We start from the raw sequence: 25,133 nt of genomic DNA, 5'->3' as shown, positions 1-25,133 counted from the left end.
CATAGCGGTAGACAGCGCCGGCAATGCGTATGTGACGGGGTATACAGACTCTTCCGATTTCCCAACGGCAAATGCCATGTATGGAACCAATACTGGTAATGTCGACGCCTTTGTGACAAAGATAGGTGCATCGGGCACAAGCCTTTCCTATTCCACGTACCTGGGGGGGAGTGGTGACGATTATGGTTATGACATGGCGGTAGACAGCGCCGGCAATGCGTATGTGACGGGGTATACAGACTCTTCCGATTTCCCAACGGCAAATGCCATGTATGGAACCAATACTGGTAATGTCGACGCCTTTGTGACAAAGATAGGTGCATCGGGCACAAGCCTTTCCTATTCCACGTACCTGGGGGGGAGTGGTGACGATTATGGTTATGACATGGCGGTAGACAGCGCCGGCAATGCGTATGTGACGGGGTATACAGACTCTTCCGATTTCCCAACGGCAAATGCCATGTATGGAACCAATACTGGTAATGTCGACGCCTTTGTGACAAAGATAGGTGCATCGGGCACAAGCCTTTCCTATTCCACGTACCTGGGGGGGAGTGGTGACGATTATGGTTATGACATGGCGGTAGACAGCGCCGGCAATGCGTATGTGACGGGGTATACAGACTCTTCCGATTTCCCAACGGCAAATGCCATGTATGGAACCAATACTGGTAAAGTCGATGCCTTTGTGGCAAAGATAGGCGCAGACGCAACACCGACACCCACGCCTACTGTAACACCAACACCAGGTACGCCGACACCCACGCCTACTGTAACACCAACACCAAATACACCGACACCAGCGCCAACTATTACACCTGTGCCTGGCACACCGATACCAACGCTTACGGTAACACCAACCCCAGGCACGCCGACACCCACACCAACTGTTACACCTGCGCCAGGCACACCGACACCGACACCAACACCATCGCCAACTCCGGAGCCTTGTAAACCGAAAAAACTTAACGTAAGACCTAAATCTCTGAAACTTACTAGGGAAACCAGCGTGCAAAAAACCGTAACTTTAACCTGCAATGGCGGTCTCCCGTCCGGAAACCAGCCGGTGGCAATTAAGATCATGCGTGGTAAAAAACTTGTGAATGTTTCACCGGCAGAGGCGTATACCAATGGAAATGGTCAGGCAACGTTCACTATTACCGCTACAGAGAAGACGGGTAATGCAGTAGTGCGATTCAAATATAAAAATCTGACAGACGATGTAACGGTAAAGGTAAGATAAAAGTAGTTATTCATTGATACGGGCTTGGCACGCTGAACAATGAAAAGGGCTGAACCTCAGCTCAAAAGGCAAGGGTAGGGTTTAAAGGTAAAGCCGCCCGTCTTAAGACAACGGTAAAACGAGGTGCAGAAAGGAATGGATATTTAGCTTTTCAGAAAGGAATTTCCTATGCATTTCATGTATACGGTAAGAGAAGAACCCTTTGCTGCCTTGTGACACACCCCCGGCCCCTCTTTTTAGAGGGGAGAATAAGAGTCTTCTCTAGATAGAAGGGATTTAGGGGTGCGTATGATACGGACAAACGCCGTATCTTTTATACAGTGCAGTAATCTTCAATGTTTCTGGGATTTTTCAAAAAACCGGATGCTTGTGAATTTTCAAACCATTGGAAAAACTGGAAAATTTTCTTTACAAGAGATGGATAAACCGTCTAAAATACTCAAAGAATACCCGTTGTATCTTTGGCTGCAGGGTAGCGCGGGCAAACTCTGTTTGTCTATGTGACATATTTCCAATCTATGTGTATATTCAAACGGCATGGACAAACAAGTTTGTCCATGCCACCCTGCAACTGAGGGTATAATTCGTCCTGGGTATAGCATGTCCACAAGAGATTTATGTTACCACTTTTAAAAGAACTACATTGTCACAGTTTTTACAATAGCAAGGTTAAAGATTACCGTTATTACTTTGAATACCTTCATATAGGAAAATAGGTATTTATGCACAAAGCAAAATTTCAAAATCGCAGAATCTTTTCTCTCATGGTGGTGCACTTCTATATACTGCTCCATTTTTCACTTTGGTATGGTGTCGGAGTAAAAATATGGGGCAAAACTGCTATGATGGGTGTACCATCGCTCCTGGCAGGGCATTTTGTGGCTGGGCATGTCATTTACGAGGTGCTGTAGAGTTTTCAGACTGGGTAATGCGAAAATTGAATATTTCCGGATATCAAAGAATACGGAAAAAAAATATCCTTTTCAACACCCGCTTTCGCTGGTTGTTTCGTAGTATTGTTTTTTTTATCCTTCTACTGCCTGTTATACTATATTGGATTCGTCATGAGTATTCTTTCTATTTTAATGTGCAAAAACCCTCTCCTATGTCAGATTTGCCGGGTAACAATAACCTTCTTTTCTCGGTAAATTCGCCTTTTAACATGCAACTTGCCACTCATGGTATGACCATACTTGACTTTATCATTCCTTTTGTTGCGGGGATTTTTATTGTATTTGTCATGACATTTGTCTTCAACTATTTTTACGGTCAGGGGGCATTTTGCAGGATCCTTTGTCCCTATACAATAATGCTTGTACCGTTCATGAATTTGAGCGCCTGGCAGAAGAAAATAACTCGCATATCGAATTGCACAGGTTGCAGGGCTTGTTCAGATAATTGCCCTCAGGGTATTGATGTAAGTCGGGAAATCTATCACTATGATGGTAAGGTGATTAATAAAGAATGCATTAAATGTTATCACTGCGTTGATGCCTGTTCGTCTCAAACTTTAGCCGATTCAAGAAAAAAGGCGGCGCCTCAGACAAAACCTATACATATCTATGAAAAGACTCCCTGGCAAAATTCGTACAAACACTTGCAGGTTATTGAACCATTCCATCCCGTTTTGGATGTAATCTTAATTGTCATTGCCATCGTATGTGGAAGCATTACTTCCCGATTGGGAGGTTTCTGGTTTTATGTAGGGACTATTGGGGGTTATATTGTTTTTAGAAGGCTTATTTCCTGGTTATTAACGGAAGAGGTTCATTTGCAGAACCGTAAAATCATAACCAAATCTCAAAATCAAATGGGCCAGAAGAAAACTATGGTTACGTGAAGACAGAGGATGCGTTTTCATAGTAATACTATAAGGCACTATACTCTTCGAGATAAAAACCTCCTGTTGATGCGCTCAAATTTTGAGAATCAGAAGGACGTGTTCTATTTCTTCAAACTTTGGTAAGGTGGGAGGGCTTCAATCTACAGGCTTGAACCAGCCGTTGAAAGTGATGTCAGGATTACAAAAATCATTCAGGGTCGATTATTCGAACTTGAGCATTGTATAAAGAGGTAGAAGGTAAGAGAAGCCGGTACCACCAATATGCAGGTGACACCAGCTTCTTTTTTTATCACCATGACCGCAGGTTGTACCTGTTTGACTTTCAACCTGCAATGAATCATGCTTCTTCAAAACTTTACGTACCCCCTGGCTTCAAGATAATTTAACACCGTTCGTGTCGATTCATCTACGGTCATCGTTGAGGTATCGATTGTAAGCTCGGGATGCAGAGGCTCTTCATACGGCGCGGATATACCGGTAAATTCCTTAACCTCTCCGGCACGCGCCTTTTTATAAAGTCCTTTCGTGTCCCGTTGTTCACAGACATCAAGTGGACATTTTACGTAGATTTCAATAAATTCCCCGTCTTTGAGCAGTTTCCTAACATTGTCTCTGTCCTGCCGGTATGGGGATATGAATGCCGTTATAGCTATCATATTTGCATCGGTAAACAGCTTTGCGACTTCACCGATGCGCCGGATATTTTCCGTGCGGTCTTCTGGTGAAAAACCAAGGTTTTTATTCAGGCCGTGACGAATGTTATCGCCATCGAGTATATATGCAAGATGTTTGTTCTCAAGCAATGCATGTTCAATCTCAACGGCAATAGTTGACTTGCCTGAGCCTGACAGCCCGGTTAGCCATATCGTTACCCCTTTTTGTTTCATGAGTTTAACTCTGTCGTCTTTTGTGATTTTTCCAGGGTGCCATTTAATATTGGTTGCTTTTTGTACTGTCATGTCGTCTCCTTTTGTTTTTTAGAAAATAACCATGTGATAAAAGATTTTTAATGCATGTGCTTCAGTCTTAATGCATCACAAGCACCGCATACATCATTCTGATGTTCGCGAAAATAGCGCATGTTCTCGCCGTTCCAGATTTCACCTATGCTCTGATTTAAGAGATTACCTACCTCATAACGGGGAAGATCGCAGCAAGGGGTAGCCTTGCCATCGATATTAACGTACAGGTAGTCATAGGGCTTTGGGCAACACGTATCAAACCGATACATGACAGGGCGTAGTTGTTTATATAAAAGCCGATGTAGTCTGTTCTCAAACGCTGTATAGTTATTATCGACTTGCAGTCCATACTTTCTGGCTATTCCTTCAGCCTCTTTATAAATTTCTAATTCCTCTTTCAAACTCGGTCTCTTAAAACTGCTATTCCTGAGCGGATTGTTTAACCGCACTAAATATACACGGTCTGCACCCACTTCTCCGGCAAATTTTATGGTTGCCAGGCATTGCAGTTTGTTGTGCATGGTTATTTGAATGGTAAAAACGGGTTTTCGCATAGTTCCCCGACGCTGCAAAAAAGATTTAATATTTTTTTGAACGACGTTATTGGAAGGATGACCATCAGTAACCTCAGGATATTCCTCAATACTGTCCAAAGAGACCGTGAGTTTATCTACCGTATCAACAAGCTTTTCAATAAATGGAGCCAGCAACAAACCGTTTGTTGTTACACCGACAGGGTGCCCCTTACTTTTTGTATAAAGAATCATATTCATAAGTTCGGGATGTAATAAAGGTTCTCCCCATCCGGTAAGAATGATATTATAGGCGGTTTCAAGCCTATCGATTATTTTTTTGAAGAGGTCTGGAGGGATGTCTTTCTCAGCCAGGTTAAAAGACTCGCGGGGGCACATATGACAGACATAGTTACAGCGGTTTGTAATTTCAATTTGAATACGTTCAGGTAGTTGAGGAATAATATAAAAGGTTCTACCGACAATACCTTTTAAGAGATATCGGAGATTTGTAGGCATCTGTTTGTCTGATACAAGTATGAAACTATCTTAATCGATATATTTTCTACTGCTCCTATCATTTTTTTTCGCAGGGATTCTTTGTTTCTTCATCAACAGGGGTTGGATAATTACTGGTAAAACAGGCATTACAGAAAGATTGCCGTGGTTGTGTCGTGCAACTCATCATGCCATCCACGCTGAGGTAGCTCAGGCTTTCGATATGTAAAAATCGCCGAATTTCTTCTAATGAGCTATTCGCGGCAATAAGTTCACCTTTTTTCTGGAAGTCAATCCCATAATAACAGGGATATCGATGGGGGGGGCAACTGATTTTGACATGGATTTCCTTTGCCCCAGCTTTTCGTAACAAACCAAATCGTGACTTCGATGTTGTCCCTCTTACAATCGAATCATCGATCACAATAACCCGCTTCCCTTCCACGGTCTCTTTCAGGGCATTGAGCTTAAGCTCAACAATGCGGTGCCGACGATCCTGCTCTGGTAAAATAAATGTCCTGCCTACGTAATGGTTGCGAATAAATCCTCTATCCAAAGGTATTCCTGAAGCATGAGAATACCCGATTGCCGCAGAATTTCCTCCTTCGGGGACGGAAATAACTACATCCGCATCTACGCGTGACTCCTCGGCAAGTTTAGCGCCCAATTTCTTACGGAATATATGCACGCTTTCACCATAAATTCTGCTGTCGGGTCTTGCAAAGTATACCAGTTCGAAAATACAAAAGGCTGGTTTGATTTGGTTTTGGGGGCAATAATATTCACTCCGGATTCCATCCTTGTCTATGTAAACTGCCTCGCCCGGAGCAACATCCCGAATGTACTCGGCGCCCACCTGGTCCATTGCACAGGTTTCAGAGGCCAGGACATAGCCTGCATTCAATTTTCCCAGCGCCAAAGGTCTGAAACCATGAGGATCGCGCACTCCCACCATCTCATTTGGGGTCAGAAACAACAGGGAAAATGAGCCGCGTAACTGCTGCAGCAGGAGAGACAAGTTTTTTTGCATCATATGCAAGGGTTTTGCCATAAGATGAACGATTACTTCCGTATCAGATGTGGTATGGAATATTGAACCATTTGCCTCGAATTCTTCACGCAGTCTTTTTGCGTTCGTTAACTGCCCGTTATGTGCAACGGCAACTTTTCCTTTATAATAATCCACCACCAATGGTTGTGCATTCCCAATGTTGCTGGAACCAATCGTAGAATATCGAACATGCCCAATGGCAACAGGATTTTTTAAGGATTTGAGGGTCTGTGGTTTTAAGGCATCACTTACGAGTCCCATTCCTTTATAGCAAATGATGTCTTTACCATCTGTTGAAGCGATTCCAGCGCTTTCTTCACCACGATGTTGTAAAGAGTATAAACCGTAATAAACTCTTTCCGCAGCGTCATCGCATCCGTAGACCCCAAATAATCCACAATGTTCCCTTATGTCGGACATTTTCCTAAGACCTATCTCTCTCGTATATAAATAAGGAGCATTTGATGCACATTCTCCGTTGAAGAATCGAACTTGTATTTATTCGATTGAAAAATTACAATACTATATCAATCCTTTTTCAGGCGATATACGAAGATTAACATGAGGCGCCGGGGATGTCTCCTCGTATAAATTTGGTACGTCTCCCTTCAAAAAATGCAGGCAACATACCCATATCTGTGTTAGAGGAATGACAGCCTTTTTCAGTCCGAAGATTCATACCAATTTGTTGGGTAGATTGCGTTGGCAGGAAAATTCCTAAAGCAGTATAGTCACGACAAAATTGATTGTCCTCAATTTCTCTTGACAAGGAGATAACAAAAGGGAAGGTAGAATTCATGTCAGATAGAAAATTTTCTGAAAATACAATAATGCAACAAATTATAGCAAACCATGAATGAGTGTCAATATATTTATCTTGGAACGTATACGTGGGGGATAAGGGAATTGAAAAACGGATATTTTAAAACTTTTTCAGATGTAAAGTTGTATGTCATTATTAGTTCCAATCTCATAAAAAAACCTTTAGTAGAAGTACTGTATGACGTTATCAAAGGTGGTGCAGACGCCATACAATTACGAGAAAAAACGATGTCTGATAGCGAATTCCTTGTCGTGGCTCGTGAAGTTAAAAAAGTAGCTGTTGAATTAAAAACAATTTTTATGGTAAATGACCGCATTGAAATCGCCAAAAAAGTAGATGCAGACGGCGTACATATTGGACAATCGGATATAGACATTAATACGGCGCGTAAAATTCTTGGTCATAACAAGATAATCGGTGTTTCAACTCATAATATTTTTCAAGCCAGGATTGCACAGCAATCGGGTGCAGATTATATTGGTGTTGGCCCTGTTTTCCCCACTACTACGAAGGACTATGAGCCGCCCGTTGGTTTGGATTATTTAAGACAGGTAAAAAAAGAAACTACTATCCCGTTTGTTGCTATAGGTGGAATTAACTTCAACAATATTCATAAAGTATTGCATGCAGGGGGGAAGCGTGTTGCCATCTGTTCTGCAATCATCAGTACTGAAAATATTTTAAGTGTCACACGTTCCTTTAAAAACTTACTTATGGCATAAACGCCATTTGTATCTTGATTTTTTACACGGTATTTTATTTGCTCTAATACTTGTCAATATTCTATGCATATAAATTATCCTGGAGTAAATAAAGGTATGATTAAGTTATTTAATAGAAAAGTATTAAGCTTAAGTTCCTTAGCGTATCTATGAATAGATTTAATAATAATACCCGTATAAAAAGTTGTAATTTCAGACGTTCAGAGGCTATGTGCATGAGAAAAATTGTACCTCTGATTTCCTTAAGTTTGTTCATTTTGTTGAATGCAGGATGCTATTCCTCTACGAGTATTAAAGATAACAACTCGAGTGCCAGAAACCCTCCTTCTGAGGAAACCGTATCACTATCAAAGGGAAGTGGTTACTTATCCAGTGGACCAACAGTTGTTATTGATACTGGAGAAGGAAAAAACAAAAGGACGTCTTTACTTGAACAATTTGACCAACTAAAAAAAGATTTGGCGATATCACTTAAAACAAATGAGTCGCTTGAAAAAGAACTGGAAAATGAAAAAACAATAAAAGTATTGATCGAATCAGAACTGGAAGAATTCAAGAAGCAGACGGAAGCTACCCAACAACTGATTATTGAAAATGAAAAAATATGCAAAAAGCTTGAAGAAAGCCAAATGCCTTACGAAAGAAAGATCAGGGAGTTAACATTTGAATTAACAAAGGCGCAGATTGAGACAATAAAGGCTAAACAGGAACTTCTTAGCAAAAAGATAGAGCAACTTGTGGAAAGAAACAAACAAAAACTATCTTTGCTCAATGATTAAGTAAACCGACACAGGGGTTATGCATGAAATATCTATCAAATATTTTTATTGGCTGTATTCTGGTGGCAATAGGCTGCTCAAGTGTCCCGCAACACTATTCTTCGGGCCTGAATTATGGCAAAACGGAGGAATTTAAAAAAACACCAATCCATCGTGTGTTGGTTTTACCTTTTGAGTACGACGTCGGCCGGGAGGCAATTATAGACGAGGTGACAGAGGCATTTGCTGTTGAATTGAGGAAACTTGGGAGTTTTGAAGTTATATTTCCCACGGAAAACAGAGTAACACTTACCTTCGATCAGAAAATATGGAACAGCGGAACGATTGATTTAGATACGGTATTGACCTTAAGAAGGCGATATGATGCAGATGCTATCATCTTTGGAAATATAACTCATTACCGGCCTTACGAGCCAATATTACTTGGTGTTAAAGTAGGAATGATCTCAACTGAAACTGGTCTTGTTATCTGGAGTGCGGATGGTGTATTTGACAGTAATGAAAATGAGGTAGCGGAACTCGTAAAGGAATATTTTGAAAGCACTCATCAAAAAAATGCTTTATATGGATGGAAACTGATTTTGCTTTCTATGCGGCGTTACTCCCAGTTTGTAGCAAGTCAAATTACAAAAACACTTCAACCGTAACTATTTCTTCGTAGTACAAAAACAGTTGAAAAGATAGCCTTACTGGTGAAGACATGCTTGATAAATGTCTTTGCCGTAAGGCTTTTTTATTAAATATCTTTAAAGATTATTTCATACATTTGCAGTTTATCTGTTCGGTAAAATTTGCAGGTCGCTTCCATTATTCATTGCTCACAAATTTATATAAACTAGGGAAAACATTTCACAGTTAAGTGAAAAAAGTACCCCGGATTTAGACTCTGACTTTATAGTTAAAATAATTTCTTTAAGACTAAATAGTTTTTCATAGATATTTGTAAGTGTTTGTTTATTTGACAATTATATAATTTCCAATTGCAGTTTTTGTTCTGTTTTTCCTGTCTTACCTATGCATGGCATATGTGTTGCTTTTTTGCAAAAGCAAGAATAAGAATAATCAGCATTTCATCCAAGAGGAAACAATCATGGCAGTGATGGCTTTAGAACAATATGGCGGATATGACTTAATAGAAAATCTGATGGGCAAGAACTGTCCGTTATCTACTAATTCCGGTTCCCGGTTAACGGATATAAATTTAATTCAATCCGATACCGGGGATGAGAATAAGGATGAAAATGAAGCTATTCCATTCCAGGAAATGTTGAAACAGCGGGTAATAAGCCCAAATGTACAGGATAAGTACATGATACAAAAAGCAAACGGTACCAGTTCAACACCGGAGTCTATAAAATTATTACAAGAAATCAAAGGAAAAGAAGACCCATTTGAAATACAAGATACACGTGTGTATGGCGAGTCGTATAGCATAGGAAATAATTCCAACTTATCCCATCCCTTAAAGGAAAAATTCGACAACTTCCCCATATTGCCACAAAAAAATGAGATAGGGATAGATCCGTTAAATATTAATAATTATTTCATTTTTCATAGTGATCGTAACGATTCCTCAGCATTTCCCATTTCTGCACAGGAAATGAAAGAAGCCGATTTACAACAAAACAAGGAATTCATTAACAGAAATAATTTTGTTTTTTTATTCGACACAGAAACAACCTTCCAGGATAGTCTGACGGTTGAAACTATACCCAAACAGATTGATATTTATGGAGCAAAAGTATTTAAAAATCATAATAATTCTCAGAATATAGGACAATCCGTTTTTGATGTGATACAAGAACCTGGATTCACAGATACGGATATGAGTGAAATCCATATCAAAGAAGTTCTTGCATCTTTTAAATCTCAGCCCGATCACGTTCCGCTGGAAAACATGAGTACATCCCTTGTTCCGGAGGTGAATGCTTTAATTGACACAGGAAAAAAATCAATAAGAAATGACATATCAGAAATTATTGATGATGCCGTTACTCAACAAAATATCCCCGTTGATAATGAAGAAGGTTTTTCTGGTAATTTTTCGTTGGAACAAAATACCTTAAATCATACACCTGATAGTGCACAAATACAAAAGGCTCGTAATAACCATATCTTTTCTGCAGATACTCAGACAACCACTCCTGGTACACAAGCACGTACAAACGACATTCAACAAAATGTAGAAATGTCTTTTGGTAACGGCACAAGACAACCATTTTCGATAGAGAGTCGCATAAATAACGAAATTCAGACATTTCATAGTAGCTCGACAGCAGGTAAAGAGTATCTGCAAAACAGTATTTTGGAACAACTCATTCAAAAAATCAGTATGGTGAACCGTGTTGACAGATCGGAAATAAAAGTTCACCTTACTCCTCCGGAATTAGGCAACGTAAAAATCCACTTTACTGAAAAAAATGATGAAATTGAGGCAAAAATATTTGTGGAGAATGCAGAAGTCAGGGCTGCAATTGAAAATAATATACATCGCCTCAAAGAGTCTGTAGCCGCTAGCGGTTTAGAGATCCAAAAATTAGAAGTATTTATTCAGCATGATATCGTCTTTAAAGAAAAATATTCGGAAAATTCGGAACCAAAGAACCAACAGTATTATCAGGGGAAAAATCATGGAGTAAATAATGATGGTTGTTCCGAACAACGAAACAATATAAACAACGAAACGAAAAACGAATCCGGCAGAAGAACATCAAACTTAATGGTTGACTATATTATATAAGGAGATAAGAGATGACTATGTCAAGTACTTCGGGAATAAGTTCAGAAATTAGTATGGATAAATTTTTAACACTCTTTGTAACACAATTGCAAAATCAGAATCCGCTAGATCCTACGGATAATTCAGAATTTATGTCGCAATTAGCACAGTTTAGCATCGTTGAACAAGAGCAACAGCAGACTGGATATCTTTCGAGTATGACTAGTATCGGAACAGCTTCTTTGCAACTAGATCAACTCACTATGGCAAGCACCTTTATTGGCAAAACAATAACTTACAGCAGCGATAGCAAAAAAGATCAAACCTTTGCAGGCGTTGTAGAAGGAGTGAAACTTGAAAAAGACGGAACCGTTTCCTTTGTGGTTGATGGGAAGTCTGTTTCTATCTCAAATCTCATAAAAGTTGGCGGGTGATCTACTGAACAGGTATCGGTAGTATCAAAGATTCAATCAATATTTAAAAGCAATAAATAATTGAAAGGAGTTAAATTATGGGTCTCAGCGGCGCATTATATACAGGCGTATCAGGTATCCGTGCTCATCAAAGTATGTTGGATATTATTGGCAATAATCTGGCAAACATTAATACGTACGGATATAAATCGTCCAGGTTGCTATTTTCCGATATGTTAAGCCAAACAATAGCGATTGGAGCCAATGGTAATCCTATGCAAGTAGGAAAAGGGGTAAAGTTTGCCAATATTTCATCTGACTTTTCTACTGGTAATATGGAGCCTACGGGTAGAATCTTTGACCTTGGTATCGAAGGTGAGGGGTTTTTTGTCGTCAGTGGTGGTAGCAAAAACTTTTTTACCAGAGTCGGTGCATTTGATCTAAACAGTGATAACGTTCTGATTGATCCCAGCACAGGCTATAAGGTCATGGACTCAAACGGCGATGAAATTGTTATTTCAAAAGATGCAACGGTTTCTGGTCAGGCGACTTCTAAGGTCACCGTTGTTGGGAATCTGGATAGTGTAACATCAAGTAAAAAAGCCGAGGTATTGTTCATGTCTACAAGTCTTCAGGAAAGCTCCACTGCAGCAACAAGCTCAACGGAGTTAAACGACCTTGATTCTAATTCAACGGATTATTCTGATGGAGATATCATTCTTATTTCGGGAACAAAGTCAGATGGAAACAACATTTCTGCAACATTTACGTATGGTTCAAGTAATGACGGAACAACGGTTGGAGACCTTATAAGTGTTATAAACAGTGCGTTTTCAGGTGATGCCACCGCTAGTTTAGATCCTTCTGGAAAAATAGTTTTTAAAGCAGACACCCCGGGAAGTGACAAACTATCTCTTAATCTTGCTGACAAAGGCTCAAATACCGGTAAAACAACGTGGTCAGATCACTCTTTTAATGGGTCTACCTATACTACAACTGCAACAGTTTATGATTCTCAGGGTACTCCGCATTTGGTTAGCCTTAGATTTACAAAGCAGATGGATAATTTATGGGATCTTAATGCCTCTATGAATAGCAGTGACGGAACATTTGTTAGTGGAGATAATGCGATAACGGGTATTTCATTCAATGATGATGGTACATTTAGTGCCAGTGGTGATACAACAATTCAATTTGATTTTAACGGCATTAGTAGCAACCAGTCCGTGGTCTTTGACCTTGGCATATCAGGAGAGAACAACGGCATTACACAAAATAGAGGTACATCAGGTGCTGCAGCAAAGGCTGATGGTTATGCATACGGAAAATATAATGATATGTCTATAGATGCAGATGGTGTTATAAAGATATTGTACACCAACGGTCTCACAAAAACCATTGCGACTCTGAAAATGGCTTTGTTCAATAATAATAATGGTTTGAATAAGGTTGGAGATAACTTATATGAACAATCAACCACTTCGGGTGAACCAATTTATGTAAACCCTAATTCAGGCAGAGCCGGTAAAGTCAGAAGTGGTGCTTTGGAGGGTTCCAATGTAGATATGGCTGTCGAATTAACATCGTTGATTACGGCGCAGAGAGGTTTCCAGCTCAATACAAAGGTCATTACAACAGCGGATGAAGTTCTGGCAGATATTGTCAATCTCAAGAGATAACAAGAGCAGAGTGATAACAGTTCACAGGGGCTAAAATCTGTGTTCTTACAACAAAGTAACCGACGATTCGTTGCTGTGGACTGTTATGCAGTCATAGGTTCTATCTTTACAGTTTCATATTTCAACATCGTGCGAATTTTTTAAACAGTGGTTTTTCCGACAGGAAAATTTATTCTACCGACTATGAAATATTTATTCAATCTATTCTAAAGGTTAGTAAGTACAATTTTGAAAATATGTTTTTTTATTAACGGAACATGTTGATTAAAAAGATGTTATAAGAAACGATTTTGGTATAAGTTTTTGATCAGATGTTTGGTATCAAGATTGCTCAAATATAAGATGAAATTAAGTATTCAATTTATACTTGGAGGATAAATATGATAGTAGGACTTTATACGGGGGCGTCAAGTATGATAAGCCAAGGTGATTATCAGGCAGTTATAGCACGTAATCTTGCGAATATAAATACGGTTGGATACAAAAAAAATGTTGCTGTCTTTCAATCGTATATTTCCCAACTACAGGATAAGGATACATCTGCAGCTCCACATGGTATTGGAAGTAGCCTGAATACTATTGCCACCGATTTTTCTCAAGGCACCCTGGAATATACAGGTAACGATCTTGATATTTCCATAAAAGGAGAAGGGTTTTTTGTCGTAAAAGCAGATACAGGGATTTCTTATACAAGAAAAGGGCAATTTATGTTGTCACGAGACATGAAGTTGGTTACCCCAGAAGGATGGCCTCTTTTAGGCCACGAGGGTGAGATTCAAGTTCCGCAAAAAACAAAAAATATTACGATAAAAGAAAACGGAAGTGTTTTTGCCGATGGCAGAGAAATTGGCAGTATAAAGATCGCATCGGTTCCTAACCTAACTGCACTTGAACCTATTGGCGGTTGTGCTTATAAATTATCAGATGCCGTACAGCAGCCAAAAGAATCAACCGATTTTAAAATAGCGCAACGCTACCTGGAGAGATCAAATGTAAATGCAATAGACGAAATGGTCAACATGATTTCCAACATGCGGGGCTATCAATTCAGCCACAAAGTGACGGACTCCCTTGATGATACCCTGAAAAAACTCATTAAACTTGCCACATAAAAGGAGATTATTATGATTCGAGCTTTGTATACAGCTGCTACAGGCATGAAAGCGCAGCAATTATTTTTGGATAATGTTTCAAATAACTTGGCTAATATAAATACTACAGGATTCAAAAGGAGCCAGGTTAATTTCCAGGACCTCCTGTACGACAAAAAGTATATTGCTGGTTCTGAATCTGCTCAGGGTTTTGAGATACCTTCGGGCATTCAGCTTGGCGGTGGTGTAAGACCAATTTCCACATCCAAAGTATTTTCCCAGGGAAATCAACAAAGTACCGGTCGACCCCTAGACCTTTCTATCGAAGGTAACGGCTTTTTTCAGATTAGCCGGCCTGATGGTACCATCGCATATACACGAGACGGTGCATTTGAATTGAACAGCAAGGGCGAGATTGTGACTGCTGAGGGGTTGCCATTGACACCAAGTGTTACCATTCAGAATGCCAAAGAGATATCAATTGGAAGGGACGGAACCGTATTTATCAAGGATTCAAACGGCATTATTCAGAATGTCGGGCAAATTATGCTGGCAAATTTTTCCAATCCGGCTGGTTTGGAGAGTCTTGGCAGAAATATGTATGCCGAAACTATTGCTTCTGGCTCCCCGATTGTATCGGTACCAGGGCAACAGGGGACGGGAGAGGTTTATCAGTTTGCTTTGGAAAATTCCAATGTTGAAACGGTTACGGAACTGGTCAATCTTATCACGGCACAACGCGCTTACGAAATCAATTCTCGGGCAATCAAGGCCAGTGATGAAATGTTGTCAACCATCAACAACCTGTCATAGTAGAACAAGAAACCAATCATCAAATGGTATTCTTTCCAAATAAGATAACTACGAAAAACGTTTTGCTGAAAAGATATTGAGCAACCAAGGGAGCCTTGTATGAAACCAAAATATTTTACATTATTGTTAACAACAATTTTTCTTTTTGTATATACCACTGCTGCTGAGGAAATTAAGATTGACCTTAAAGAGAAAGTAACTTTACCAGAGAAGCAAATAGTTTTGGGTGATATTGCATCCGTTTCCTGCAACAATCCGTTTCTGCTGGAAAAGGTTGGCAATGTTCCGTTAGGAAATACCCCTTGGCCCGGCAATATCAGAAAAATTGAAAGGGATATCCTTACGGTACGCCTTATGGATGAAGGCATTGATTTAAATAGTAATGAGATAATATATGGTGGCACGCTTTTTTCATTGGTTGCTGTTGAATCAACGATTCTTTGTGGAGACGAGATCTTAAGGGTAGCGAAGGAATATTATTTGTCGAATCTGTCTCGATCTGAGGACGAAGTCAATGTTGAATCTGACAGACCAGTACAGGATAAATTATTACCAGCTAATGCAGAAGATATTCGTCTGGAAGTCATGCAAGTAGAGACAAACAAAGACAGAGGGAGTATTCAACTTGTTGTCCGTATATTTATTAATGACAAACTGTATCTGAAGGTACCCGTATTCTTTCATGTGCGCATATATGAGACTATCGTTACTTCCCGTAAGAAAATTGATAGAAACGATACTTTAACCTTAGACAACCTGATGATGAGCAAAATGGAGACAACAAAATTCTACAGAACTATGTTTAGTAAAGTGGAGGATCTTATAGGGAAACGTGCCTTGCGTTCAATTGCACCTAACACTCCAATCACCCCAGAAATCGTGGACAATTCACCTGCAATCAAAAAAGGGGACATCATTAGGGTGTTTGTTCACTCAGGCAATCTTCATGTAATAACAAAAGGTGTGGCAAAGGAGGATGGCTGTATCGGGAAAATTATCAAAGTTAAAAATATTGACTCAAATAAAGAATTATACGGCGTGGTAGAGGATTCAACTGCAGTGAAGATTGTTTTTTAACAGGGATCATGAATGATATGCTTTAAGACAGAATTCCTCTGAACTTATTAGCCCCACTTTGCGTGAAGAATTAACATACTTATGAAAAAGCAAAAAATATTTCCGTGTTGTTTTATAATACTATTTGTGATAAGCATGCAATCTTTGATATTGATCGACAAAGTTCACGCCGACTCAATCTGGAAAAAACGGATTACCACAAACACAAATTTGTTTAATGACAACCGTGCCCGAGGGGTAGGAGATATTGTTACCGTGCAAATAAATGAATCTACCGAAATCACGGGCAAGGAAGATTCAAGCGCAAATAGTAAACAAAGTCATAATGTTAACATTGACACATCAAAATTCTTTACAAAACCACTTGGCGATGTAAGTGGTTATTTGCCGAATATTAAGGCGGATACAGATCATAGTTTTAGTGGTAAAGGAGCATATGAAAGCAACCGTAATCTTAGTTTGGAACTCACGGCTGTTGTTACAGAAATATTAGCGAATGGAAATTTGATTATTGAAGGGAATCGCGATGTTAATATTAATGGCGAAAAATACAATATTAAGGTGTCTGGCATAGTAAGACCTTTTGATATTAGCGTGGATAACATCGTACAATCATCATCAATTGCTAATGCTAATATTATTCTTGAAGGAAAAGGGTTTTTGACACGAGCAGGGAAACGAGGATGGTGGAATAGAATTTATGAGGCGGTATGGCCATTTTAAGTACAGCTTCTACAGTAAATGCAACCTCTTTATGCCGGCATTTGGTAATTATTTTCAATGGATCATATTAAAAATTTTCATTCAATCAAAAAATGCAGCGTATGAAAAACATAATACACATTATGAACTTGGTTCTTACGGATACGCGAGCAATTCTTTTTCTCGTATTTTTCTTATTTTTTATTCCATACGACAAATCTGTAAATGCCGCGATACGTGTCAAGGATATAGCTTACGTCAAGGGAGTTCGCGATAACCAACTTTACGGGTATGGACTCGTTGTTGGCCTTCAGGGAAGTGGAGATAGTCAGATTTTCAGAGTTTCCAGACAACTGGCGGTAAATATTTTTGAAAAACTGGGGGTGTTAATATCCGGATCAGATTTCTTATCAAAAAACATTGCTGCAGTTATGATTACGGTAAATATTCCGGCATTTGCACGACCAGGAGACAAGCTCGATGTTGTTGTTTCTTCTATTGGAGATGCCAAAAGCCTCGAAGGTGGAGTTTTGCTTCAGACAGCGCTGCAAGGTGCCGATAATGAAGTTTATGCGGTAGCACAGGGGCCTTTATCTATTGGCGGATACAATGTTGAAGGTCAGTCTCAAAGCCTTCGTAAAAATATATCTACTACTGCATATATTTCAAATGGTGCAATTGTTGAAAAGGAGATTCAATTTTCTATTATGCAAGGAAAATCATTAAGCGTTGTTCTGCGTGATCCGGATTTTACAACAGCAAATCGTATGGTAGAAGCAATTAATGCCCACTATCCCAATGCCGCACGGGCGATAGATGCTGCTGTTGTTACTATCGTTCCGCCCGGAGAATTTCAGTCAGAGTCTGCTGTTATACAATTTGTTGCAAACATCGAAGAATTATATGTTAAACCTGATAGTATTGCCAGGGTCATTATTAATGAACGCACAGGTACCATCGTTGCAGGTGAAAATGTACGAATTTCTACAGTAGCCGTCGCACACGGGAATTTAAGTATTACCATCACGGAAAAACCAGAGGTGTCACAACCCGGGGTTTTTTCATCGGGGCAAACAGCAATAGTGCCAAGAACTGAAATTCAAGCAGAAGAAGCAGAAAAAAAATTAAATATTATTCAGGAAGGAGCTACCATTGCTGACGTTGCACGTGCTCTGAATATATTGGGGGTAACCCCCAGAGATCTGATCTCTATTTTTCAGGCAATTAAAAGAGCCGGGGCTCTTCACGCAGAACTGATTATTATGTGAAACCGTGTATGAAAAATATAAGGCATTTAAGCTAAGATTTTCCATTACTTTATCGTTTAACATGGAGTTTTTATGGAACACTGCTTTCCCATAAATTCTTTGATACTTTCTCAACCTTCCTGCTTTGAAACGGTCAAAAAACTCAGCGAGCAGGATGGCATAAAGAAAGATGATCTCGCTTTGAAAAAGATATCACAGGATTTCGAGTCGATCCTTGTCAATATTGTTGTTAGCGCTATGTGGAAAACCATACAAAAATCAGATCTCAGCGATGAGAACGATGGGGGCATGGAGACATATACAGAAATAATGCATACCACCCTTTCACAAGACATCGCATCTAAGGGAGGTTTTGGAGTAGCGCCGATTATTTATGAACAATTGCTGCGAAAGAAGGAGCTCTCTGAGGAAACATCAACAATTTCCGCGTTAAAGCATGCTTACTCTATGCAAGAATCATCAGAAACGGGTAAAGACAAACTGCCTTACGGGAGAAGCGAGAAGGAAACACGGGGAGTTATTCAACCATGAATATATGGTTCGACGAGCTCATTGAAACATTTGACCGATTACTTGCCACCTATCGCGAGCTACTTGAAACCGCAAAAATAAAATACCATTGCTTGGTGTCTGGTCATATTGCTGAGCTTGAAATGCTTATTTACCGGGAAAAGAATCAGGTAGAAATCGCACAACTTCTTGAAGAGAAAAGGCAGAATATCGTGAATCATTATTGTCAGTTCTATGACATACAAGAGAAAAATATTACCGTAACATCGTTGATAAGCAAGATAGACAATATTTGCAGGGAAAAAATCTGCAGTTGTTTAGATAATCTAAAGCACGTAATCAAAGAATTGCAGGAGATAAACCAGACGAATATGACTCTCATTCATTATTCACTTGAAATTACGGAAGACGTCATGAAAATATTTTGTCCTTCCGCATATCAATACCCTGTTTACCAGCATACAGGAAAAAAGCAAGACAATAAATTTCCAAAGATCTTCATCGACACAGAAATGTAGAGGGGGGTTCTATGTCTTCTGATTTACAAATTGGTTTAAGTGGATTATTAGCTGCCCAGCGTGCCATGCTGGTAACGGCCCACAATATTTCCAATGCAAATACAAAAGGTTACACCAGACAATCAACCATTATGGCCGCCAGGCCACCTTTCGTTACCAATGCGGGTACAATCGGACAAGGGGTAGACATTGTCAGGATAATCAGACATAAGGACGATTACATTAATAGCCGGTTGAGGGATATTTCATCATCTCTTGGCAGTGCATCGGTAAAAAGCCAATATCTCAGGGAATTAGAAACGGTATTTAATGAAACTTCAGAGGCGAGCCTCAACAACGCACTGGCGTCTTTTTTTAAAGGTATAAATGATCTGACGCAAAACCCGGAGGACATGAGTTCCCGTGCGACACTGCTGGAAAAGACAAATACTATGACAGATACCTTTCACAGAATAGATGATGAGCTAAATCAAATGGAAATATTTGTTAAACAAAGCATTGAAAGCAAAATATCCGATGTTAATAAAATTGCCGAAAATATCGCAGACTTAAATAATGAGATATCAGCAATTCATGTGCGTGGCATAGAATCAAACGACTTATTAGATGCGCGTGAGGCATTACTCCAGGATCTCAGTAAGCTGGTGAATATCACAGTGACATCTGAAAATAATGGCATGGTGAATGTCTCTACACCAAGCGGAACTTTAGTGTCCGGTACCTCTTCGATAAGTTTTACTTTAGAGCAAGATCCCTCCGGAGAGATAGAAATTGTAAATTCCGGAAATAAGAACTCGAAATACGTTTTTTATACAGGTGAAATAAAAGGATTACAGGACTTTTATAATGTTACGGTGACACGGTATAAAGATAAACTCGATACGTTTGCATCTAATCTGATTGCTGAAGTTAATAAGATTCATAGTGAGGGAGTGGGATTGTCCGGTGGTTTTACCAGCCTGATGTCGACAAATGCAGTGTCAAGCGTAACCGCAAAGTTAAACGATGCCGGCTTGAAAATAGCACCATCGGACGGTGATATTTTTCTTACGGTAATAAATAAGAGTACCGGTGAGGTTACTAAAAACGTTATCTCTGTCGATGTTTCCACGGATTCGCTCGCTGATTTACAAACTGCCATAGATGGCATTGCAAATATATCGGCGTCTATTGCCGATAATAGACTAAGAATTCTTGCTGATACAGGTTATCAATTTAATTTTTCTTATGCCTTGGATCCAAATCCCGGGAATATGGGGACATCTACAGCTTCAGTGTCTGGCATCTACTCGGGTCAGGCAAATGATGTATATACGTTTACTGCGTTAGGTACTGGTATGATTGGAAGCACGGCGGGTCTCCAAATCGAAGTAAAAAATAACATCGGGGCAGTGGTAGCAACGCTCGATGTTGGAGACAATTATACACCCGGGAATATTATTTCCGTTGGTAATGGAGTTTCTCTTGCTCTTTCCAGCGGTACCGTCACAGCAGGCGATACGTTTTCATTAGATGTTGTATCCGATTCCGATAAAACTGATTTACTTGCTGCTCTGGGAATAAATACTTTTTTTAATGGGACGGGCGCATCAGATATTCTCGTTAATTCAGACATTGCAGGGGATGTTTCACGGATTGCAGCTTCTACAGGGGAAGTAGGAAATATTACAAATGCGTTACGACTCGTTGCTTTGCAATATAAAACTACTGCTGTCGATAATACGACCTTTACGGACTACTTGCATCGGATTGCGTCATCGCTGGGGGAAGAAGCCAGTAATGCTTTCAAAGCAGAGGACAGTTTTACGGACCTGGAGACAAACTTAAAAAATCGCAGGGATGAAATATCAGGGGTCTCAACGGATGAAGAATTGGTCAACCTGGTAAGATTTCAGCAGGCATACCAAGCTTCTGCAAAATACATTTCTATTGTTGATGGGCTTATAGATAAGCTTCTAATCTCAATTGGCTAATTTGGTATCGCAATTTGTAATAGTCAACCTGCTGCAGATATCGGGTTGTTTCCTGTCTGGAATAACTAGTTTGTCCGTTTTTACTAGAAAGGAGCGGAGTATTTATGTCATTTAGGATAACCCAGGAAAGTATGAGCCGTACGACCCTTGCGAATATAAGTTTTAACTTAAAAAAAATGCAGGAAATACAGGAAAAACTGTCTACGGGAAAACGAATAAACCGGCCATCAGATGACCCCTCGGGTGCACGAAAAGTGCTTGGATTAAAGGCTGAGGAGCTTAAATTTCAGCAATTTTCAGAGAACGCGGAAGTTGCTAAAGAACGCATGAATTATACCTTCAACTCCCTTGAGAATATTCAAGAAATTCTTACTAAGATCAAAGAATTAGGTATACAAGGCAGTAACGACGAGATAGGTCAATCAGAACGTAAAGTAATCTCAAACGAAATGAATGAGTTGTTAGAATCTGTATTGCAATATAGTAATACTGATAACGGTGGTCGATTTATTTTTGCAGGCACAAAAACTTCTACAATACCATTTTCCGCAACGCGAGATAGCTTCGGGAAGATTTCATCAGTAACCTATGATGGTAATCAAGAAGAAATTGCCTATCAAATAGGTCCAAAAACCTATGTACAAATCAATACGCCTGGTGGAACTATCTTTCAGGATACTGGTCTATTTACAACCTTGGTATCCATGAGAAACGAACTTGCATCGGACACCTTTGATTCTGCTGCATTTTTACATTTAAGGAAATCCTTAGACGTTGCAACTGATACTATATCAACAGAGATTACCAGGTTTGGGGCAAAAACAAATAGATTAGATTTAACTTCACAGAGTCTTGATAACTTACAAATAACCTTAAAAGAATTAATATCATATACAGAAGAAGTTGATGTAGCATCCCTGATTATGGATTTAAAAAATCAGGAAAATATCCTGCAATCCTCCTTAAATACAGGAGCAAGAATTATCCAGCCTACTCTTCTTGATTTTTTAAGATAAGAAGCTGTTTAAAAAATAATCACATTTCGTAAAAAATTGTATCCGACTTAAACACATCAAGTATCTACGGAGAACAATTTTCCCTCGTTTTTTACCATGTCTGTATTTATAAAAACAATCAAAACAAGAGAAAGCTCTTAACTCTTAGTATCGTAATATTATAGGATTATGTTGTTCTCTAATAAAGGTTGATCATTATAGTTGGTATATTGTTTGCTTTTGTTCACTTGCACTTGCACTTGCACTTGCACAAATTAACTTTAAAAATAGGAGCTATAAAATGCTAAAAATGAAAGAAAAAGTGAACGAGAATGATAGCATTGTCAATTTATCTACAGAAAAGTTTGGTAATTTGCATATTAAAAAAAAGAATATAATAGCCTTCGATAATGGTGTATTAGGATTTGAAGACTTGAGGCAGTTTGTCATAGTTAATATTGAAGAGTGTCTTCCTTTTGAATGGTTGGTGTCTGTAGAAGACCCTCTTATTGCTTTTCCAATTCTTAACCCAATGCCTTTCTTTACTGATTATAATCCGATGAAATTCTTATTTGATTTGGCGCCGCTAGCGAGCAATGATAAGGAGGATTTAGAAATATTTTGTATGGTAACCCTGGGCAATAGTCCCACTGATGTTACCATAAATCTCAAAGGCCCCATATTTGTTAACATGAAAAATAAAAAGGGAAAGCAATGTGTTTTGACTGAAGACTACTACAGTTTACATCATCCGCTCCTACGAGCATAGGATATCATTTTCAGAAAGGGAAATGCCTTGTTGGTATTAACACGGAAGTTGGGTGAAAGCATTACCATCGGTGATGAAGTAAAAATTACCATTGTGGATTGTCAGGGTAAACAAGTTAAAGTGGGAATTGTTGCGCCAAAGCATGTTAAAGTCCACAGAGAAGAGATTTTTGAAAAGATTCAGCAAGAAAACATAAAGGCTGCAAAGGTATCTAAACGCGCACTCGCAGAAGTTGCTCAGAATTTAAAAAAAAATGATATAAGGTCAAATACGATTTGGAAAGATACAGCTTCTTCATGTGAAAATTCGATAAAGAAGGAAAATAACCATGATAAATATTAAAAAAGATGCGTTGTTCAATACAGTTACCAGTAACCAGAATACCATAAACAATCACGAAAATTTTGAATACAACATCAATCTTGCAAATAACGCCATAGAAAAAGGTGACTGGAATGCGGCGTATCCCTACTTAAAGTCTGCAGTCGAAATGAACCCTAATTATGCACAAGGGTACAATCATTTGGGGGTCTATTATACCAGAAATAAAAAATATCAAGAGGCGATTAATAATTTTAAAAAGGCATTGCAGATTGATTTTTCATTGACAGAAGCTCATTATAATCTTGCTTATCTGCATATGGATCGTAAGGAATATACCACAGCGCTTTCCTATCTGAAAGAAGTTGTTCTGGTGAATCCCGACGATTACGAAACTTATTATCTCATGGGTGTATGCTGTATCCAGAGTAATATGGAAGAAGAGGCTGAGGCTTTCTTATCTGAGGCTTATCGGTTGAAACCGGAACATGTATCAACGGCAATGAAACTTTGTAAACTCTTGATTAAAAAAGGTGACTACTCAAAGGCAAAAAATATACTTCTGTATACACACATGAGTGATCCATCTCTTCCTGAAGCAAATCTTCTTCTCGGAATTATTTATAAACTGCAAAAGAAATATACCAGAGCAATGGATTATCTGAGAAAAACGTTACTCAAAGATAAAAATAATACTGAAGCTTACAATCTAATTGGAGAATGTTGTGTGGAAACAGGCATGGATAAACAGGCCGAAACCTTTTTTTCTATGGCAATTAAACTCGATTGCTTCTACACGGAAGCGTTTTACAATCTTGGAAATATTTATTACAGACAAAATAAATATGAGAATGCCATTTATACTCTGGAAGAATACATCAAAACCAAAGAAGCATCCGATACGATCAACTCCCTGTGGACTGAAAACACCGGGATAGACGATAAAATAGTTATGTCGCTCTATAATTTATTGGGGTATTGTTATAAGGCGATAAAAAATCCAAATAAAGCACGCGCTATATGGGAAAAATCGTTAGCCATACAATCCCAACAACAGGACATAAAAAATGCATTAGCTGAGTTGCCACAACCATTACACAAACGGATTAGTCTGGTTATTGATTAGATTACGATCTTTCAAATCCCCGGTTCCCGAAGTGACATCATGAATTCAAAATATCCTCAAACGGTTTATGATCGTTACGAGAAGAATAAAATCCTTTATATGACGTATAAAGCCGTTTTAGCAAACGGCTCACTTACAACCATAGCTGCAATTATTTCTTTATCAAAGTAAACCTATCTAATCTTAAAGATATTTCTATGTTACATTGTATTTTTACAAACATTAATAAGTGTTTCCCGGTATCTTTACAATATAATTTGTATAAAGTAGTTTTAAAACACAACGAAATATTTATGGTTTATTGCCCACCGATAAACAGGTTATGTCCGGGAAAAAACAACTCATAAAAGTATTTTCATATTTATTATGATGTAACAAATGTGGGACTCCTTCTTTTCAGTATGATAACTGACAATGTGAATGAAGTATTTCAGAACAAACTTTTCATTTCCGGTAGCTATCTATTTTACTTAATTCCTTACTCCGTTGTGCGCCACCCTGCGCATTCTTATTAGTCAGTGTAGTGTTACCGTGTAAAATCTTTCATTTTTGGAAGATTTACAATCCTCATCGCCGCCTTTGATAGTAGGTATCTGGTTGCGACTTTGCTGCGTTCTGATGTCCTCATTAATGTTTGTAGTTGTTCATATTTTAATTATTCAGTTTTTCAACCAGATAAAAAGCTAATACTTTTGATGCGAGCAATAGACAGGAACCGGGACATAA

Annotated in this window: 23 protein-coding genes and 1 pseudogene; 21 read left to right on the top strand and 3 right to left on the bottom strand. The window is 38.9% G+C overall.

Annotated elements, in window-relative coordinates:
• The 3 genes from BIY37_RS13595 to BIY37_RS12090 all read left to right on the top strand — a co-directional run.
• On the top strand, positions 1–1,243 hold a 1,243-nt coding region (locus BIY37_RS13595), incomplete at its 5' end, for an SBBP repeat-containing protein (protein WP_179129396.1).
• 722 nt (positions 1,244–1,965) lie between these two features.
• Positions 1,966–2,154: a hypothetical protein gene (locus BIY37_RS12095; protein ID WP_070068101.1), complete on the top strand. Its 189-nt coding sequence runs from the start codon at positions 1,966–1,968 to the stop codon at positions 2,152–2,154.
• Between the two features lie 194 nt (positions 2,155–2,348).
• Complete coding sequence (locus tag BIY37_RS12090) at positions 2,349–3,083, top strand: 4Fe-4S binding protein (protein ID WP_179129395.1); 735 nt, start codon at positions 2,349–2,351, stop codon at positions 3,081–3,083.
• 350 nt (positions 3,084–3,433) lie between these two features.
• On the opposite strand, the gene cysC is transcribed toward BIY37_RS12090, so the two are convergent.
• Genes cysC through purF form a run of 3 tightly spaced genes read right to left on the bottom strand, consistent with a single transcriptional unit; the run spans position 3,434 to position 6,529 of the window.
• On the bottom strand, positions 3,434–4,045 hold the full coding sequence (gene cysC / locus BIY37_RS12085; protein ID WP_070068099.1) for an adenylyl-sulfate kinase: 612 nt from the start codon (positions 4,043–4,045) through the stop codon (positions 3,434–3,436).
• A gap of 47 nt (positions 4,046–4,092) precedes the next feature.
• A complete protein-coding gene (locus BIY37_RS12080) occupies positions 4,093–5,079 on the bottom strand; it encodes a radical SAM/SPASM domain-containing protein (RefSeq protein ID WP_070068098.1) in 987 nt (328 codons plus the stop codon).
• A gap of 58 nt (positions 5,080–5,137) precedes the next feature.
• Complete coding sequence (gene purF, locus BIY37_RS12075; protein WP_070068097.1) at positions 5,138–6,529, bottom strand: amidophosphoribosyltransferase; 1,392 nt, start codon at positions 6,527–6,529, stop codon at positions 5,138–5,140.
• Positions 6,530–7,015: 486 nt separating this feature from the next.
• On the opposite strand from purF, the gene thiE reads away from it, so the two are divergent.
• From thiE to BIY37_RS11985, 18 genes and pseudogenes are all read left to right on the top strand, one after another.
• A complete protein-coding gene (thiE, locus tag BIY37_RS12070) occupies positions 7,016–7,654 on the top strand; it encodes a thiamine phosphate synthase (protein WP_201789438.1) in 639 nt (212 codons plus the stop codon).
• A gap of 215 nt (positions 7,655–7,869) precedes the next feature.
• Positions 7,870–8,433: a hypothetical protein gene (locus BIY37_RS12065; protein ID WP_070068096.1), complete on the top strand. Its 564-nt coding sequence runs from the start codon at positions 7,870–7,872 to the stop codon at positions 8,431–8,433.
• 23 nt (positions 8,434–8,456) lie between these two features.
• Positions 8,457–9,080, top strand: coding sequence for a hypothetical protein (locus tag BIY37_RS12060; protein ID WP_070068095.1), 624 nt, complete (start codon positions 8,457–8,459; stop codon positions 9,078–9,080).
• A 443-nt stretch (positions 9,081–9,523) separates the two neighbouring features.
• Positions 9,524–11,173: a flagellar hook-length control protein FliK gene (locus BIY37_RS12055; RefSeq protein ID WP_070068094.1), complete on the top strand. Its 1,650-nt coding sequence runs from the start codon at positions 9,524–9,526 to the stop codon at positions 11,171–11,173.
• Positions 11,174–11,184: 11 nt separating this feature from the next.
• Positions 11,185–11,586 (top strand): flagellar hook assembly protein FlgD, encoded by a 402-nt coding sequence (locus BIY37_RS12050; RefSeq protein WP_070068093.1) that lies wholly within the window; start codon positions 11,185–11,187, stop codon positions 11,584–11,586.
• 77 nt (positions 11,587–11,663) lie between these two features.
• Entirely contained in the window at positions 11,664–13,244 is a 1,581-nt protein-coding gene (locus tag BIY37_RS12045) for a flagellar hook protein FlgE (RefSeq protein ID WP_070068092.1), read from the top strand.
• A 380-nt stretch (positions 13,245–13,624) separates the two neighbouring features.
• Entirely contained in the window at positions 13,625–14,356 is a 732-nt protein-coding gene (gene flgF, locus BIY37_RS12040; RefSeq protein ID WP_080325065.1) for a flagellar basal-body rod protein FlgF, read from the top strand.
• A 12-nt stretch (positions 14,357–14,368) separates the two neighbouring features.
• On the top strand, positions 14,369–15,148 hold the full coding sequence (flgG, locus tag BIY37_RS12035; RefSeq protein WP_070068090.1) for a flagellar basal-body rod protein FlgG: 780 nt from the start codon (positions 14,369–14,371) through the stop codon (positions 15,146–15,148).
• Positions 15,149–15,247: 99 nt separating this feature from the next.
• A complete protein-coding gene (flgA, locus tag BIY37_RS12030) occupies positions 15,248–16,225 on the top strand; it encodes a flagellar basal body P-ring formation chaperone FlgA (protein ID WP_070068089.1) in 978 nt (325 codons plus the stop codon).
• A gap of 81 nt (positions 16,226–16,306) precedes the next feature.
• Positions 16,307–16,948, top strand: a complete 642-nt coding sequence (locus BIY37_RS12025; RefSeq protein ID WP_070068088.1) for a flagellar basal body L-ring protein FlgH — start codon at positions 16,307–16,309, stop codon at positions 16,946–16,948.
• Between the two features lie 101 nt (positions 16,949–17,049).
• Entirely contained in the window at positions 17,050–18,195 is a 1,146-nt protein-coding gene (locus tag BIY37_RS12020; protein ID WP_201789437.1) for a flagellar basal body P-ring protein FlgI, read from the top strand.
• Between the two features lie 72 nt (positions 18,196–18,267).
• On the top strand, positions 18,268–18,726 hold the full coding sequence (locus tag BIY37_RS12015; protein WP_070068087.1) for a rod-binding protein: 459 nt from the start codon (positions 18,268–18,270) through the stop codon (positions 18,724–18,726).
• Positions 18,723–19,223: a flagellar protein FlgN gene (locus BIY37_RS12010; RefSeq protein ID WP_070068086.1), complete on the top strand. Its 501-nt coding sequence runs from the start codon at positions 18,723–18,725 to the stop codon at positions 19,221–19,223. Before BIY37_RS12015 ends, BIY37_RS12010 begins: the two co-directional genes overlap by 4 nt.
• Before the next feature lie 11 nt (positions 19,224–19,234).
• Positions 19,235–21,196: a flagellar hook-associated protein FlgK gene (gene flgK, locus BIY37_RS12005; protein ID WP_070068085.1), complete on the top strand. Its 1,962-nt coding sequence runs from the start codon at positions 19,235–19,237 to the stop codon at positions 21,194–21,196.
• Positions 21,197–21,300: 104 nt separating this feature from the next.
• Entirely contained in the window at positions 21,301–22,212 is a 912-nt protein-coding gene (gene flgL, locus BIY37_RS12000) for a flagellar hook-associated protein FlgL (RefSeq protein ID WP_070068084.1), read from the top strand.
• 280 nt (positions 22,213–22,492) lie between these two features.
• Positions 22,493–22,960 carry a flagellar assembly protein FliW gene (gene fliW, locus BIY37_RS11995; RefSeq protein WP_080325064.1) on the top strand — a complete coding sequence of 156 codons (468 nt, stop codon included), beginning with the start codon at positions 22,493–22,495 and terminating at the stop codon, positions 22,958–22,960.
• Positions 22,961–22,987: 27 nt separating this feature from the next.
• A pseudogene (gene csrA / locus BIY37_RS14100) lies at positions 22,988–23,209 on the top strand (carbon storage regulator CsrA); the annotation flags it as partial.
• Between the two features lie 79 nt (positions 23,210–23,288).
• Positions 23,289–24,407, top strand: a complete 1,119-nt coding sequence (locus BIY37_RS11985; RefSeq protein WP_070068082.1) for a tetratricopeptide repeat protein — start codon at positions 23,289–23,291, stop codon at positions 24,405–24,407.
• Positions 24,408–25,133 lie beyond the last annotated feature (726 nt).

This window comes from Candidatus Brocadia sapporoensis (assembly GCF_001753675.2).
In the GTDB taxonomy this organism is placed as follows: domain Bacteria; phylum Planctomycetota; class Brocadiia; order Brocadiales; family Brocadiaceae; genus Brocadia; species Brocadia sapporoensis.
The sequence above is the reverse complement of the archived record's forward strand: the minus strand, read 5'-3'. Positions and strand labels throughout refer to the sequence as shown.